This window comes from Peribacillus sp. NPDC097895, from assembly GCF_050277555.1.
Classification (GTDB): Bacteria; Bacillota; Bacilli; order Bacillales; family DSM-1321; genus Peribacillus.
Genome location: NZ_JBNNSH010000004.1, coordinates 127,476 through 144,173 on the forward strand (window position 1 = coordinate 127,476; position 16,698 = coordinate 144,173).

14 protein-coding genes are annotated in these 16,698 nt (G+C 37.8%); 11 read left to right on the forward strand and 3 right to left on the reverse strand.

Annotation, left to right across the window (positions count from 1 at the left end; all coding sequences use genetic code 11):
• The first annotated feature begins 39 nt into the window (after positions 1-39).
• Complete coding sequence (locus ACQKMH_RS19740) at positions 40-1,260, forward strand: MFS transporter (RefSeq protein ID WP_427589118.1); 1,221 nt, start codon at positions 40-42, stop codon at positions 1,258-1,260.
• A 450-nt stretch (positions 1,261-1,710) separates the two neighbouring features.
• Here ACQKMH_RS19740 and ACQKMH_RS19745 read toward each other — a convergent pair whose 3' ends face one another.
• A complete protein-coding gene (locus ACQKMH_RS19745; protein WP_427589119.1) occupies positions 1,711-3,447 on the reverse strand; it encodes a methyl-accepting chemotaxis protein in 1,737 nt (578 codons plus the stop codon).
• Positions 3,448-4,036: 589 nt separating this feature from the next.
• Here ACQKMH_RS19745 and ACQKMH_RS19750 point away from each other — a divergent pair.
• Both ACQKMH_RS19750 and ACQKMH_RS19755 read left to right on the forward strand, forming a co-directional pair.
• Positions 4,037-5,047, forward strand: coding sequence for an ROK family protein (locus ACQKMH_RS19750; RefSeq protein WP_427589120.1), 1,011 nt, complete (start codon positions 4,037-4,039; stop codon positions 5,045-5,047).
• 36 nt (positions 5,048-5,083) lie between these two features.
• Positions 5,084-6,295 carry an MFS transporter gene (locus tag ACQKMH_RS19755; RefSeq protein WP_427589121.1) on the forward strand — a complete coding sequence of 404 codons (1,212 nt, stop codon included), beginning with the start codon at positions 5,084-5,086 and terminating at the stop codon, positions 6,293-6,295.
• Positions 6,296-6,645: 350 nt separating this feature from the next.
• Here ACQKMH_RS19755 and anmK read toward each other — a convergent pair whose 3' ends face one another.
• Positions 6,646-7,800, reverse strand: coding sequence for an anhydro-N-acetylmuramic acid kinase AnmK (gene anmK, locus ACQKMH_RS19760; protein ID WP_427589122.1), 1,155 nt, complete (start codon positions 7,798-7,800; stop codon positions 6,646-6,648).
• Between the two features lie 166 nt (positions 7,801-7,966).
• Positions 7,967-9,577, reverse strand: coding sequence for a family 10 glycosylhydrolase (locus ACQKMH_RS19765; RefSeq protein ID WP_427589363.1), 1,611 nt, complete (start codon positions 9,575-9,577; stop codon positions 7,967-7,969).
• A gap of 303 nt (positions 9,578-9,880) precedes the next feature.
• Between ACQKMH_RS19765 and murQ the strand changes: the two genes are divergently transcribed.
• The 8 genes from murQ to ACQKMH_RS19805 all read left to right on the forward strand — a co-directional run bounded on the left by murQ (position 9,881) and on the right by ACQKMH_RS19805 (position 16,676).
• Entirely contained in the window at positions 9,881-10,774 is an 894-nt protein-coding gene (murQ, locus tag ACQKMH_RS19770; RefSeq protein ID WP_427589123.1) for an N-acetylmuramic acid 6-phosphate etherase, read from the forward strand.
• A 32-nt stretch (positions 10,775-10,806) separates the two neighbouring features.
• Entirely contained in the window at positions 10,807-11,112 is a 306-nt protein-coding gene (locus ACQKMH_RS19775; protein ID WP_427589124.1) for a PTS sugar transporter subunit IIB, read from the forward strand.
• 51 nt (positions 11,113-11,163) lie between these two features.
• Positions 11,164-12,453 carry a PTS sugar transporter subunit IIC gene (locus tag ACQKMH_RS19780; RefSeq protein ID WP_427589125.1) on the forward strand — a complete coding sequence of 430 codons (1,290 nt, stop codon included), beginning with the start codon at positions 11,164-11,166 and terminating at the stop codon, positions 12,451-12,453.
• A 74-nt stretch (positions 12,454-12,527) separates the two neighbouring features.
• Positions 12,528-12,812 carry a hypothetical protein gene (locus ACQKMH_RS19785; protein WP_427589126.1) on the forward strand — a complete coding sequence of 95 codons (285 nt, stop codon included), beginning with the start codon at positions 12,528-12,530 and terminating at the stop codon, positions 12,810-12,812.
• Between the two features lie 49 nt (positions 12,813-12,861).
• A complete protein-coding gene (locus ACQKMH_RS19790; RefSeq protein WP_427589127.1) occupies positions 12,862-14,193 on the forward strand; it encodes a 6-phospho-beta-glucosidase in 1,332 nt (443 codons plus the stop codon).
• An 82-nt stretch (positions 14,194-14,275) separates the two neighbouring features.
• Positions 14,276-14,605: a PTS lactose/cellobiose transporter subunit IIA gene (locus ACQKMH_RS19795; RefSeq protein WP_230159587.1), complete on the forward strand. Its 330-nt coding sequence runs from the start codon at positions 14,276-14,278 to the stop codon at positions 14,603-14,605.
• A gap of 24 nt (positions 14,606-14,629) precedes the next feature.
• Complete coding sequence (locus ACQKMH_RS19800) at positions 14,630-15,715, forward strand: DUF871 domain-containing protein (RefSeq protein WP_427589128.1); 1,086 nt, start codon at positions 14,630-14,632, stop codon at positions 15,713-15,715.
• Between the two features lie 67 nt (positions 15,716-15,782).
• The gene (locus ACQKMH_RS19805) at positions 15,783-16,676 is read left to right on the forward strand and encodes an N-acetylglucosamine kinase (RefSeq protein WP_427589129.1); all 894 of its coding nucleotides are present in this window, start codon (positions 15,783-15,785) and stop codon (positions 16,674-16,676) included.
• Positions 16,677-16,698: the final 22 nt, after the last annotated feature.

Below are 16,698 nucleotides of genomic sequence, written 5' to 3' on the forward strand. Positions count from 1 at the left end.
AAGGGACACGAAAGGGAGGGGAATGAAAGGGTGGAATATATGAACAAAACTAAATTTAATAATCGAAAAGAAACCATCTTATTCTTTATCATTAGCTTGTTGTTCTTTGTCACCATTACGGCATTTGATCCATTTATCTCCTCTTATGCTAAGGATCTGGGGTTCGATTCAGTTATTATAGGCAGTATAATCGGAATTTCAGGAATTGTGGCCTTATTGACACGACTTCCGATAGGCGTATTTTCGGATATGCTGCATAAACGAAGATTGTTTATCCAAATGGGGTTGCTGGTAACCATTGTAATGTGGACGCTAGCCTTTTTCATACCAAATGCAACAACATTGTATCTTGGGAAAATTTCGGACGGTTTAACTGGTTCCACCTGGGTTATTTACAATGTTATGTTCGCCTCTTATTTTGGTGTGAAGGAAGCTGCAAAAGCGGTGGCGATATTGGGTGTTGCATCGCCTGTAGGCTCCATTCTAGGGACAACCATTGGTGCATTAGTGGCCAATAGTTATGGTTATCGGTATAGCTTTTTAGTAGCGGTGGCCGCCGCCATACTTGCGCTGGCTTTAACATTTTTCACAAAAGACCTAAGTATTAAAGGGGTTAAAGTAAAATACGATAAGAAAATACTTGTGGAGCAAATCACTGATAAAAAAATCTGGGTCATTTCTGTTCTAGCAACGATTGCTTTGATGGTCACCATTGGAACAAGGGATACGTTCACACCTTTAGTTGCAACCGACCTTGGAGCAAACCCACTATTGATTGGCATGCTGGCAAACACTCACCTGATTATATATGGTTTAGCCGCTGGATTATGTGGAGCCCTTTTTTATAAAAAAATCGGTTTAATGAATACAGCGATTTTAGGAGCTGTTTTACAAGGGGTCATCATCATATTGATACCTTATGCTGAAAATTTAACGATGCTTTTTCTATTACAGGCATTTCAAGGTTTCGGTTACGGGCTAATCTTTACGGTGGTCACTTCCTGGGCTGTTGAAAATATACCTGAGATTAAACAATCCACGAGAATGGGCTTGTTCCAAAGTTTATATTCTGCTGGAATGTTTTTGGGGCCAGTACTGATTGGAATTATCATTGAAACATTTTCAATATCAACAGGTTTTTTAATTATGGGTATTTTGTCAATTGTGTCTATTGCGATTATAAAAATGGTTAAACCTGCAAAAAGAAATACATCTAATGAAGAAAGTATGAATAAGGATATAATTATGGAGAGTAATTAACCTAGTTTTCCCAATTTCCAAAATAATATAAATAGGAAGAATGAAAAATCTACCTAGCAATCACAAGGTAGTTTTTTCATTTCCAGAGGATGGAGAATAAAATAATCGAATAACATTAGGGTGTGGAGTTAAATGGAACACCCAATAGTGTTTGAATAAATTTTTTAAGATTTTCTCCAATTAAAATGCAAAATATGGGTGGGTTTTGATAATCCAAGTTTATCAAAGGTCACTATCGTTGAGAAAGGACAGCTTTAAGTAGCAGACCATTGTATAGTCATTTTGTTTCCCGATTTGGTCAAGAAACTTTAAATCTGTTCTTGCAGGTGAGTGCGGTAAAGATAGGTGTTGGTACTGTCTTCCCGTAACACATGGGAAGATAGAAAAGGGATTCTGCTAGACTAGCAAAATCCCTTTTTTGTTGTTGTAGAAGAGTAGTGGATAAAGGTATTACGCTTTAAACTGTTCAACAGATTTTTCTAGGTCATTAGCGAGCTTTACCATCGAAGAGGTTGAGAATGAGATGTCCTCCATGGATGTTGCTTGTTGATCGGTTGAATGTGCCACTTGCTTTGATACCTCAGCTGTTTCCTTTGTTAAACCAGCAAAATCCTCTATCGAAGCATGGATTTCTTGAGAACCTGCAGCCATTTGCTCTGTAATGGCAGATATTTCTTGAATCTGATCACTAACATGCTCATAAGATTTTATGGTCTGTTTAAAAGTTTCTCTAGTATTCAGGACAACCTTTGTCCCTTCTTCAACCTCTTTCGTTCCAGTTTCCATCATTGTCACTGATTTATTAATGATGGATTTAAAATTAAGCAGGGATTCTTGTATATTGATAGCTGATTCCTTGGTACCCACGGCTAATTTTCGTACCTCATTCGATACGACCGCAAAACCTTTACCTTGTTCACCAGCTCTAGCACTTTCAATGGCCGCATTTAGTGCTAGCAGGTTTGTTTGCTCTGCTATTCCTCTAATTAAATGTACGATATTCACGATCTCGTTTGCTTGTTCGTCTAGTTTTTTTATTTCTGAACTTGTTTGCAGCATCACATCTTTTACTTGTAAGATTTGATTGGAAAGTTCATTTAAATCTTCATTTCCAGTGGACATTTGAATAGAAACATGATTTGTTTGTTCGCTGACTTCCGACGAAGCTTCGGCGATTTTTTGTATCCCAATGGTCATTTCCTCTATGACCCTAGATGATTCTTCACTTCTGTGCAATTGTACTTCTGTAGCTCCTGCAACTTGCTGAATGCCTTTAACAATATATTGTGTGGAAGTATCCATTTCTTTGATTTTGTGTTCGATATCACTTGATGCTTCCAAAAGCTGTAGTGATGAGCTTTTCATGGAGTTAACCATCATAATTGTATTGGTAATCATTTCTTCGAATGATTTCACTAAAACTTTGATTTCGTCGTTCCCATTTACCCTAGTATTGTTGATCAGTATATTGGCTGTTATTAAATCCCCATTTGCGATTTCCTTTGCAGCCATGCTGACTTTGTGAAGAGGTCTTAACTTTCTAGTCAAGAACCATATTAAAGCGCCCACCACGATTGCCATTAAGATGACATTGATAATGATTGTTAAAGGAAGGATGCCGCTCAGAACCTTGCTGGCTGTAGAATCCACTTTGCTTGCATCAATATCTACCCCTAATATTCCAATGACCTCATTCCCTTTTTTTATTGGAACAAAGACGGATAAATAGTCACCATATTCAGTATCATGAACGATGGAAGTGGTAGAAACCTTTCCTTTCATAACGCTTTTTACATCCGGATAGGTAGTTGCTGTTGTAGGAGTAAAAATAGGAGATGCCTTTTTATCTCCCTTACTCATTCCATCTATAAGAATTTGAACCTTTTCGCTTTTTTCGTTAATCCCTAATGTATATACATACAACGCTCCAGTTTTTTGTTTATAATCGTTTAACTGTTCACGTATATCCCAATATGTTGTTGTTTCAGATTGATTACTTAAAAACTCCGCATAAGATATTGGATTTATTCCTTGAGCGATGTTGCTTGCTAAGTCTAAGCTGCTCATAGCTATTGTTTTCTCAACCGTATCATTGGTACTCTTATACATTAAAAATAAACTTCCAATCAATGTAACGATCATGCCTGTTAAAAGAACGAAACCTATTTTCGTACTTAGTCTATTCATCTTTGTTACTCCTTCTCGAAGTGATAAATTATCCAGCTTGTTGTATATATCGGAAACAATTAAATAGATTTAAAGAGACCTAACTAAAACATTCACGTTTTTTTCCTCTAGTTGAAATTAAATCGGATTGGGGGGTACTATCAGTATCCAGAAGATCCCTGGTAACATATGAGGGCAAATTTGAGGTATGTTAGGTCAAATTCGATAAGACCTGTAAATGTTAAAGACAAAAAATAAATCGCCAAAAATGTATTTTCTTTGGAACCTATATAAATAGCAACATCGGGAACTAATTTCAACCCCTTCATTAAGGGCAGTCAAATCGAAACCTTCATCAATAATGTGAAGGGAAATAAAAAAATTTTGACAACGAAAATCATTGATGATATGTTGGTTTTGCTTATTAAACCAGTTTAATAAGTTACGATAATCCATGTGAGATGTGGAACATGACAACAATATACGAAAAGATGATAAAAGGTGGGTTTAGACAATGCGGTTATTCGTCTCAGTTAGAATGATGAAACATGCAAGGAATTAGAGTGCATACATATACTTATTAAACAATTTAATTAAGTGGGTGATTTACATGGATGAACAATTGTATACCCCTAAAAACTTGAGGATACGGATACTTCACGGAATTCGATTAACTCTAATAAAGATGGGGAGTGCTACTAAGGTTGAACTTAGCCAGAAGTTAGACATCAGTTTTCCCACTGTCAGCAAAATGATTGTCCAAATGGAGAAGAGCGGGGAGGTACTTGTTGTCGGTTTGGATAAATCCAGTGGAGGCAGGAGAGCCCATCGTTATGCATATAACCCCGAGCATATGTTAGGAATGTCAATTTTATTGGAAAAGGAAGAAACAGCCATTACGATATTTAATTGTTTCGGTGAAGTTAAGGAACAAGGCGTGCATAAAAATATGATCCATGACGATCTGGATTCCTTAAAGAGATTGATTGGGGATACTCTTGCACAATTTCCGAAAATCTGCGCAATCGCACTCGGTGTACCTGGTTCCGTTAAAAATGGGCGAATCATCTATATTCCTGGTTATGAGAAGTTTCTTAATCTAGACTTACAAAGTTGCCTAGAAGAATCATTCACCATCCCAGTAGTATTGGAGAATGATATGAATGCGGCCGTTCTTGGGTATCATAACCGGACTGAAAAATTCCATGAAAACCAATCGATCGTTTATATTTACTCAGGACATAATGGACCGGGTGCCGGTTTGCTGATTAATGGAGATGTTGTTCGGGGAAGCTCCTTTTTCACAGGTGAGATTTCTTTCGTTCCATTGTATGATGATCTTAATTTTCTTCAGGCAGTGAAACAGGAAAAGGAATCAAAAAAGGGCGAGAACATTGAGTCTCTCAGTCGGTTAATTGCGTCGATGACAGCAATCATCAACCCTCATGCGGTTATTTTCAGTAAGGCAGAAATCAGTGTGGAAATGCTTGAACGGCTAAAGAAAGAATGCGCAAAATACGTACCAATGAAGCACCTTCCTAACTTTGCATTAAGTGAATGGCGGGAAGATTATCTTCATGGACTACAGCATCTTGCGCTTGAACACATGCTAAGTTTATAGAAAGAAAGTGATCAATCCGAAAGTGAGGGGAAATTCTTGGCTACTCTCTTATTAATTATGATCTATTTGGCATTTATTAGCCTTGGAATACCGGATTCCTTATTGGGTGTCGCATGGCCGGTTATGCAGTCGGATTTTGGGCAGCCTCTGGAGACTGCCGGTTTTCTTTATATGATCATCGCTGCAGGTACAATCCTCTCAAGCTTAGCTAGCGGGTGGCTTAATGACCGTATAGGGACCGGGAAAGTCACATTAATTAGTGTAATCCTTACGGCTGCAGCCTTGTTAGGCTTTTCCTATGCCCCCTCTCTCTATTGGCTTATCATATGTGCGGTGCCGCTAGGGCTTGGTGCTGGGGCCATCGATGCTGCATTGAATAACTATGTCGCACTCCATTATAAATCTCATCATATGAGCTGGCTTCATTGTTTTTGGGGTGTGGGAGCTAGTATAGGGCCAATCATGATATCTTATTTTATAGCAAATAAAGGTTCATGGAGAGATGGTTATTTTACCATTGCTTTTCTACAATTAGGCTTAGCCTGCTTGCTTTTATTGACTCTTCCCTTATGGTCAAAAGTTTCAAGAAAAAAACAAATGGAGGCTGAAGCAGGGCGTACAGAGTCTTTGCCGGATGAGCGAGCTTATGGGGTGAAACCGTTAAAAATTAAAGGTGTCAAATTTGCATTGCTTTCATTCTTCTTTTATTGCGGAGTTGAATCAACACTGGGACTTTGGGGAAGCAGTTATCTTGTTGGTAGCAAGGGTATTTCCGCAGCTGTGGCCGCGCAGTGGGTTTCTTTTTTTTATGGTGGAATTACACTGGGGCGGCTTATTACAGGGTTCATTACCTTTAGGGTCAGCAACGAGAAGCTGATTCGATCGGGACAAATTACAGCGATAATTGGTATAGTGCTTTTTATTTTGCCATTACCAGTTTACATGTCACTCGCCGGCTTCATTTTGGCTGGACTAGGCTTAGCTCCTATTTATCCATGCATGATTCATGAAACCCCAATTCGATTTGGAAAAAAGCATTCACAATCCATTATAGGTTATCAAATGGCTGTCGCTTACACAGGCACTACCTTTTTGCCGCCTTTGCTCGGGATATTGGCTTCGCATACGACAATCGGCATATTCCCGTACTTTGCACTAGCTTACATGATTGCCATGCTTCTTGGTTCCGAAAAAGTGAATCGAATGATGAGAATCCGTCCCCAAAAACTAGTTGAAAAAGAGCACTAGGTTCTTGATTAAACTCCAGATGGGAACATTACTGTAGTAGAAACATCCTATCTATTCTAATAGGCACAATCACATCAAAGGTTGACGAAATCAGTGGCTCCTGAACTTCCTGCCATAAACTAAAAACGGGGGTTCATTCTTTACAGAACAGCCGGCATATACTAATATCCCAAAATATAATCCGGCCTACAATCGAGATAATTCATCCTTCACCGAAAAGAATCCGACCGACAAACGATTAATTCGTCCCACAATCAAATAATTCGGCCTAATAAAGGGTACTCTTAAAGAAAATTCCCCTAAGATATATCATCTAAGGGGAATTGATTATTTTATAGTATTTTTTTTCTTCATTCAATGTTTGAAGGAGGGAAGGTGATGTTTCCAAGGATGACATCAGTTTTAGCGCCGGTTGCTTTGGGAACGTTACTTGGGTTACGGTGAAAGGTCTCATTTGCAAGCAGGGCAAATGCTACCGCTTCTTTTGCTTCAGAAGAGTATCCCAACTCTTCTTGGGTTAAGACTTGAATAGACGTTCCAAGTAAGGATTGGATCATATCTAATAATGTTTTATTGTAGCTGCCACCGCCGCCAATAATCACTTCTTCTATATCGGTTTTTGGAAAGATGAAATTGCGATAGTTCTCTACAATAGATTTTGCCGTAAACATCGTTACGGTTGCTAAAATATCATGGTTTGGAAGTGATTCGAACATCTTTAAAAGTTCGACTACATACTGCTTGCCAAACAATTCTCTACCAGTTGATTTTGGTGGAGGGCTCATAATATAAGGGTGACTCATACAATAAGATAATAGTTCATCATTAATGTGTCCTTGCTTAGCTAATTTACCACCGTCATCATATTTTATATGGAACAGTTGGCGGCATACTTCATCAATGATCATATTACCAGGCCCTGTATCAAAAGCATACATGTCATCCAGAGATGCTTGCTTGGGTAAGACGGTTACATTTCCAATGCCCCCTATATTTTGAAGTAATCTCCCCTTCGTTTCACTTCTATAAAGTATATATTCAGTAAAAGGAACAAGCGGAGCTCCTTGTCCTCCTGCAGCCATGTCCATCGTACGAAAATTTGATATCACCATAGTGTTCGTATCATGAGCGATAACAGCAGCTTCCCCAATTTGCAACGTTGAGGGTATCCAATTATGTTCCTGTAAAGGCTGGTGGTAAATGGTTTGACCGTGGGATCCTATAAGATCCAGTTCTTCAATTGGAAATCTAGCTTTATTACAAACTTCCTTTACCGCTTCGGCAAATAATTTTCCTAACTTAAAATTCAAACTGCAAATTAACTGCACATTGGATGTTTCTATGGACAAAGCCTGCATAATTTCATTTTCAATAGCTTTTGGAAAAGGATAGGTAATGAACTCAATCATTTCAATTTCAGTCTTTAGCCCACTATTATTCACTCGAACAAGTGCAGCATCAATTCCATCTAATGATGTTCCAGACATTAATCCTACTATGTACATTGTCAATCCACCTACCTCTAATTGTTGTCTTTTCCTTAATAACCAATCATTTTGCAAGAGTATATTATACACAAAAATTCTTGCATGTTTTATCCTTCACCATTGTAAGGGAAATACGCTTATTGGTTACTTTTCGGCCTCTATCATACTTTAATGATGTTGATGATTATTTTACTTTTATTATCATTTGCTTCGTTTGTTTGCTTTCATTATGGGTGCGATCCAAGGCTGTCACAACATATGTGTAAGTCTTTCCTTTTTCTACAGTGGGATCATTAAATAATTGACTTTTCATTTCTTTATGAACTGTTGTCAGCAAGTTCTTAGAATCTTCAATGTTTCCTTTTTTCTTTCCTTCAAAACGATAAATGGCATAATACGATGAATCTGAATGCTTGTGATCGGCAATTTCAAATTGTATGCCATCGCTTGTTTGTTTTACTCTGCCCAAATTTGGAGCCTTTGGGGCATTATCATCTATCCAAGGCATTGGCGGAACCAATGCGGGATATTTATAAATATCGTTGCTTAATCGATCTGCTATCCCCAGTGGATTATTACGAAGGTCTTTCGCACTGAAATGCATGCTTCCATCAAATTCTTTATAGGTCCGATTTAATTTTAACTGGTTTGGCATTTCCTCTGGATTAAACCAGTTTTGGACCCCGTTCGACTCTGTATTAATTTTATAGTCTCCTTGTCCAATATAGAGCTGAACGTTTTTACCTTCGACTTCTTTAGTCCACCAATCAAGGAGTTTTGCATAGTCGGCTACTGGCAACCCTATATTCCAGTATAATTGGGGCGCGATATAATCAATGTATCCATTATTGATCCAAGTCCTAGTATCCGCATATAAATCATCGTAATTCGTTTGTCCTGCAGCAGTGTCTGAACCTGTGGGATCGACTGCTTTGTTACGCCAAACTCCAAATGGGCTAATACCAAACTTCACATATGGTTTTTCAGCTTTGATTTGTTCATTAATATGCTTTACAAGATTGTTTACATTATCCCTGCGCCAATCTTCTATATTTGGAAATTTACTTGCACCATATTTTTGATAGGATCCTTCATCTGGGAAAGGTACTCCAGCAATCTTGTAAGGGTAAAAATAATCATCCATATGGACTGCATCGATATCATAATCTTTAACCACTTCCATAATTCCGTCAATCACAAACTGCTGTACTTCAGGAACGCCTGGGTTAAAATACAATTGTTGTCCATAGGGTATAACCCAATCCGGGTGCTTTCTAGCAGGATGAGATTCTGGAAGTTTATCAAGATCCGTTAGCTCAGCCGTTTTACCTAGAGGCATGGTAATGCGGTAAGGATTAAACCACGCATGGAATTCCATATTGCGATCGTGTGCCGCTTCAACCATGAATGCAAGAGGATTGTATCCCGGATCTTTTCCTTGAACGCCTGTTAAATATTGTGACCAAAGACCATATTCAGAAGGGTAAAAAGCATCAGCAGTCGGTTTAATCTGCATGACGACAGCATTCATCCCCATCGCTTTTTGTTCATCCAAATATTTTATAAATTCTTCTTTTTGAGTGGAAACAGATAATCCAGGTTTGGACGGCCAGTCAATGTTTAACACACTCGCAATCCAAGTTGCGCGCAGTTCCTGTTTTACATAAGTCGTTTGTTGTGGGAGTGGTGTTGACTCCGCACTTGCAATCAAATCAGTTGGAAGGAGAAGGGATCCTCCCACTAATGCAGTAAGTGCCAATGAACCTAATTTTCTCTTTGCAATTCTTCCATTCATCAATAGAACAACCTCATTTCATTTTCTAATTTTTATATGCGATTATTTGTAAGCGTTAACAAATAATGAATATACGCATGTCGTCACGATCAATAGAGAGATGTCTAGTAAAAACATCGAAATAGCTATTTTAATGTAAAACGACATTTTTAGTAGAAATGTAGCAAATAATTCAAGTAGATTACGTATATTCTAAAATTAATTTTTAAAAAAGTATATACAATATTGAAATTTATTTTTAGTAATGTTATATTCTCTATAGATAAAAGATATTTCAAAACCATCACTACTGAATTAAAAAGGATGATATGTATGCTAGAGCATTTAACGACAGAGCGTCGTAATGAAAAGACCATGTGTTTGGATGAAATGAAAACGCTTGAATTTTTAGAGGTGATGAACGAAGAAGACATAAAAGTTGCCCATTGTGTAAAAAAAGAACTTCCGCAAATTTCAAAAGCTGTTGAAATGATCGTTGCAGCAATGAAAAATAACGGCAGATTAATTTACATGGGTGCCGGAACAAGCGGGCGTATCGGTTTATTGGATGCCGTGGAATGTCCTCCCACATTCAATACTGACCCTAGTGAAGTAGTAGGTATAATAGCAGGCGGGGAAAAGGCTTTCATTAAAGCGGTAGAAGGTGCCGAAGACAGTTTTGAATTAGGTCCTGAAGATTTAAAGGGAATCGAATTAACAAACAAAGACGTTGTAGTAGGCATTGCGGCTAGTGGACGCACTCCATATGTCATTGCCGGTTTGGAATATGCCAATCAAGTTGGGGCAGGTACAGTATCCATTAGCTGTAACGAAGGATCAGAGATAGGGAAGATCGCAAAAGTTGCGATTGAAGTTGTAAGTGGGCCTGAGGTTCTGACTGGTTCTACACGTTTAAAAGCTGGAACATCCCAAAAATTAGTATGTAATATGCTTTCCACAGCTTCAATGGTTGGTGTTGGAAAAGTTTATGGGAATTTAATGGTAGATTTACAGCTGACAAATGAAAAGTTAGTTGAACGTGCAAAACGTATTATCATGGACGCTACTGACTGTAGTTATGAAGTTGCAGATGAATTTTTAGAAAAGGCACATTCTCAGCCTAAAGTTGCAATTGTCATGATATTAACAAATGTTTCATATGAAGAAGCATCAAATCGTTTGGAAAAAGCACAAGGATTCATTAGAAAAACGATTTAAGCTTTTAATAAAAAATAATGGGGGAATTAATTATGAAAGTATTATTCGTATGTTCAGGTGGAATGTCAAGTGCAATCGTTGTAAGCGCTTTAAAAAAGGAAGGAGAAAAACAAGGTGTAAATATAGAAGTGTTAGCAGTTGGCACACAGGAATTTGATGCGGAGGTTCGAAACGGTTGGGATGTTGCAATGGTAGCTCCTCAAGTCAAGCATCGTTTTGATGGCTTTAAGGCATCTGCCGATGAAGCGGGTGTCCCATGTGAAGCAATACCTGCTCAAGCTTACAGTCCTCTGGGTGGCCCTAAGCTATTAAAACTAGTAACCGACCTAGCAAAATAATAACCTAACGAGAATTTCTTATCTATCAAACGTAAAAGGGGAAAACAACCAATGGACAAGTTTGTAGCTTTTTTAGAAAATAATCTTTCAACACCGATGGCTAAATTGTCTGAGCAAAAACATTTGCGCGCAATTCGGGATGGTGTGGTTTCTGCGTTACCATTCATCATCTTTGGGAGTTTATTCTTAATCATTGCTTTCCCGCCTGTTTCAGCAGACTCTGCAATAGGTGAATGGGCAGCAAAACACATAGCAGAAATTTTAATACCGTATCGATTAACGATGTTTATTATGACGTTATATATTACTTTTGGTATAGGCTACAGTTTATCTCAAAGCTATAAACTTGATCCGCTTTCAGGAGGTTTACTATCTTTAGCAGCCTTCTTGTTCACAATAGGTGTAAAAATGATGGATGGTGTAGGGTTTGTATTGCCAATGACAAATCTCGGGGGCCATGGTCTTTTTGTAGGAATGCTTGTTTCCATTTTTGCTGTTGAAATTTTACGTCTATGTAAGACCAAAAATGTCACGATTAAAATGCCGGATTCCGTTCCAACTTCAGTAGCCCGTTCATTTGAAGCTTTAATACCGGTTACAATCGTACTGCTTGTCATGACCTTAATTACAGTCGTTTTTGCTGTTGATTTACATTCACTTGTTGATAAAGCGGTTGCACCTCTCATTAGTGCAGGCGATACATTGCCAGGTGTATTGATCCCAGTGTTCTTAATTACATTCTTCTGGTCATTTGGTATTCATGGCGTATCCGTAGTGGGTGCAGTTGCTCGTCCCGTTTGGGAAGTGTACTTAGCGAATAACTCTGCAGCAGTTGCAGCTGGAAAGGTAATTCCCCACGTAGCTCCTGAAACATTCTTCCAATGGTTCATTTGGATTGGTGGGTCTGGTGCAACATTGGGGTTAGTCATCGCCATGCTCTTAACGGCAAAATCTACCTATAGTAAAGCAATGGGGAAAGCAACAATTGTTCCAAGCATCTTTAACATCAATGAACCTGTTATTTTTGGGATGCCAATTGTATTAAACCCAATTTTGATCATTCCATTTATCATAACGCCACTAATTGGTGCGACACTTGCCTATATAGCAACGTCCATTGGAATGGTAAACCCCACTTATGTAATGGTTCCCTGGACATTACCAGCTCCAATAGGTGCCTACCTTTCAACAGGCGGTGATTGGAGAGCCATTGTTCTAGTCATGGTGAATTTAACAATTTCCGTTATTATTTATCTGCCATTCTTTAAAATGTACGATAAAAAGCTTTTGGCACAAGAAAACATGGTAGAAACAACAGATAATAAAAATATCGCTTTATAAGGAACACGCTTAAGGGGAGTTTGGACTAAATGCTCCAAGCTCCTTTTACTATAATAGAGAGAGGGAGGATAAACATGAATTCAACATCCAGAATTCACTTTTTTAGTTACAAAAGTGCCTTTCTATTTTTTAGCTTTATTCTTGTTTTTAATTTTATCTTTAACACAGTAATGAATGCCTTTGAGATAGATAAACAATTTTCACTGTACTTAGGAAATACCTTTGCCATAAGCGCAGGTTTGACGATGGTGGTTTGTTTGGTTGAAGGTAAGTTTAAAAACAAGAAACAAGCGTCACTATTATTCTTGTCTTTACTAGCAGTAAGCGCACTGGTTTGTTATGCCATTATTTATGTGTAATTGGCTAAAATGTTATTAAATATATGCTTGCTTATGAGGTGTTAGGAGAATGGAAAAGAAGAAAGGGCTAAAAGTTGCCACAATTGGTGGTGGCTCTAGTTATACACCAGAATTAATAGAGGGTTTCATTAAACGTTTTGATGAATTGCCTATTAGTGAACTTTGGTTAGTGGATATCGAAGCAGGAAAAGAAAAACTGGAGATTGTAGGAACCTTAGCAAGGAGAATGGTAGAAAAAGCAGGGATTCCAATGGAAATTCATCTTACATTAGATCGCCGTCAAGCCTTGAAAAATGCGGATTTTGTCACAACGCAAATGAGAGTCGGTTTACTTGATGCACGGGTCAAAGACGAGCGTATCCCGTTGGAATTAGGATTAATTGGCCAAGAAACGAATGGTGCTGGTGGATTGTCTAAGGCATTACGAACAATCCCCATTCTGCTGGAAATAGCAGAAGAAATGCAAGAGCTTTGTCCTAATGCATGGTTAATTAACTTCACAAACCCTGCTGGTATGATAACGGAAGCTCTTCTCCGTTATAGTAAGCATAAAAAAATCATTGGGGTATGCAATGTCCCATTCAATATGCATATGTCCATTTCTAACATGTTGGGTGTTGAAATGAAGAGAGTACACATAGATTTCGCTGGGTTAAATCATATGGTATTCGGGATACATGTGTTCGTTGATGATCAAGAAGTAACAGATAAAGTGCTTGATATGCTGGGTGACCCGGAAATACAGATGACGATGAAGAATATTGCTCCTCTAGCTTGGAACAGAAGGTTTTTGAAATCATTAGGAGTGGTTCCTTGCCCATATCATCGCTATTATTACAAAACAAAAATGATTTTAGAAGAAGAGCTGGAAGCATTCAAATCAGGGGAAACCAGAGCTGAAATTGTGAAAAGGTTAGAAGAAGGTTTGTTCGACCTTTACAAAGATGAAAACCTGGACATCAAGCCTCCACAATTAGAGCAGCGTGGTGGAGCTTACTATAGTGATGCAGCATGTAATGTCATTTCTTCTATTTATAATGATAAAAAGGACATTCAAGTGTTAAATGTACAAAATAAAGGATCGCTTACTGAAATTGATTATGATTCAGCAGTCGAGGTAAGCTGTATTGTCACCAAAAATGGTCCAATTCCCATCACAATGGGTAAATTACCCGTCCAAGTGCATGGCTTGATTCAACAAATTAAATCATTCGAAAGAATAGGAGCAGAAGCAGCTGTTACAGGTTCTTATGATAAAGCATTGTTAGCTTTAACGATTAACCCGCTTATCCCAAGTGATGATCTGGCGGAATTGGTTTTACAAAGACTGTTAAAAGCACATGAAGAATATTTACCTAAATTCTTCAATAAAAATGCGTGAATGATTTAGCGTTTATTTGGAAAACAGCTTTTTAATGAAAAAATTACTTTCAAAATCGAACATCAATAGGAGTGTAAATGATATGTCAATGGAAATGAATAATAATGAAATGGAAATTTTTGAAATAATATCACATAGTGGAAATGCGAGAGGATTAGCATTTGAAGCATTGTCAGAAGCGGAAGAATTCAATTTTGAAAAAGCAGATGAACTTATTAAACAGGCTCAGGATGAATTAAACTTGGCCCATAAGACTCAAACCAAGCTTATCCAGGCAGAATTGAATGGAGCTCCCAGTGAAAAGACTTTATTAATGATTCATGCCCAGGATCACTTGATGACGGCAATGAGTGAACAAAAACTAATTGAACATATGATTCGTATTGTAAAAAAGCTAGCCCCACAACAGTAATAAAAACAAAGAGGTGATTAAACAATGGGCAAACTAGGTATTTCCATCTATCCAGAGCATTCCACCGTTGAAAAAGACATGGAATACATTGCATTGGCACACAAATACGGATTCAAAAAGATCTTTACATGCTTGCTATCCGTCGAAGGTGATAAAGAGAAGATTTTAAAAGAGTTTAAAGAAACGATTTTTTTTGCCAACCAATTGAATATGGAAGTGATGGTCGATATTGCGCCTCGAGTATTTGGGGCTTTAGGCATTTCTTATAATGACTTATCATTTTTTGCAGAGTTAGGTGCGTATGGAATCAGATTGGACATGGGTTTTACTGGAAATGAAGAGTCGATTATGACACATAATCCATATGGCCTGAAAATTGAGATAAACATGAGCAATGCAACAAAATATTTAGAAAACATCATGGATTACAAACCTAATAAAGAAAACTTGGTCGGATCACATAACTTCTATCCACATCGCTATGCAGGGTTGAGCTATCCTCACTTTATAAAATGCTGTGAGTCTTTCAAAAAGCATAATATCCGCACGGGCGCATTCGTTAGCTCACAAGCAGCAACATATGGACCTTGGCCTATAACGGAAGGATTATGTACATTAGAAATGCACAGGGAATTGCCCATTACGACACAAGCGAAGCACTTGTTTGCGACAGGATTAATAGATGATGTAATTATTGCAAATGCCTACGCATCTGAACAAGAATTGAAACAACTTAGCATGTTAAACAGTGATCTGTTAGCATTTAATGTGAATCTTCATGAAACCATTACTGTTTTAGAGAAAAAAATCGTCTTGGAAGAATTTCATTTTTACCGTGGAGATGTATCCGATTATCTTATTCGCTCGACTCAATCACGCGTGAAGTATAAAAACGAAGATTTTAAACCAACATTTACGCCAGATATTAAACGTGGTGATATTTTAATTGAAAATGAGCTCTATGGGCAATATAAAGGTGAATTGCAGATTGCATTGAAAGATATGAAGAACTCAGGGAAAACGAATGTAGTTGGCAGATTAGCAGAAGAGGAAGTTTTTCTGCTAGATTATTTGGAGCCATGGGGAAAATTCCAATTCAATTTGAATTAGAATCTTCAAAGGAAAAAAGGGTAGGAAGATTAACATTCCTCCCTTTTTTCATGAATAGGAGAATGATATGAGTTATATTATCGGTGTTGACGGTGGTGGCACGAAAACCGAAGCAGTTGCCTATGATTTAGGTGGTCATAAAATAAGTGAAGGCAAAGCGGGATTTGGAAATTTGCTTATAAATGAAAAACAAGCCATTGCTAACATCATTTCTGCAATAGAACAATGCTTGGCCCCTATTCAAGGAAAGTGTCACTACATTTGCTTAGGATTAGCAGGGTTTGGAGGGGTAGAAAATTCAGAGGGGATAGAAAATGCATTAAGAAATGCATTTAATACCCCATTTACCATAGTAAATGATGGAATTATCGCTCATGCTGCACTACTAAAAGGAAAAGATGGCATTTTGACCATTTCAGGAACAGGTTCTGTAAGTATCGGCATCCATAATGGTACCGAGAAGATGGCTGGTGGCTGGGGACATATACTTGGAGATGAAGGAAGCGGCTATTGGATTGCGATGCAGGCTTTTATAAAAATGACCAAAGAAGAAGATGAAGGATTGAATTATAGCCACTTAACTAAGTCATTCCTTAAAAAACTAGGATATCACAGTGTATTAGAACTGAAGAAGTTCATTTATACTTCAACGAAAGCCGAGATTGCAGCTTTTGTTCCCCTGATTGTTCAACATGCAGATACTGGCGATGATTTCTCGCAAAATATTCTTAGACAGGCAGGTTACCACCTTTCTAAAAATACCCTTGATGTTTGCAGGAAGTTAAAGCTTAGTGAACATGTTACAATTGCAATAAAAGGTAGCATTTTGACTAATATCCCATTAGTGCAAAGCTCTTTTATTAAACATATTCAACTTGAAAAACCAGACGTAAATCTTGTTTTAGAAGACGTAACGTCCACATTAGGTTGCTATTACATAGCATTGAAACATTTAAGGTAATTAAAGATCAAGGGAGCAAATA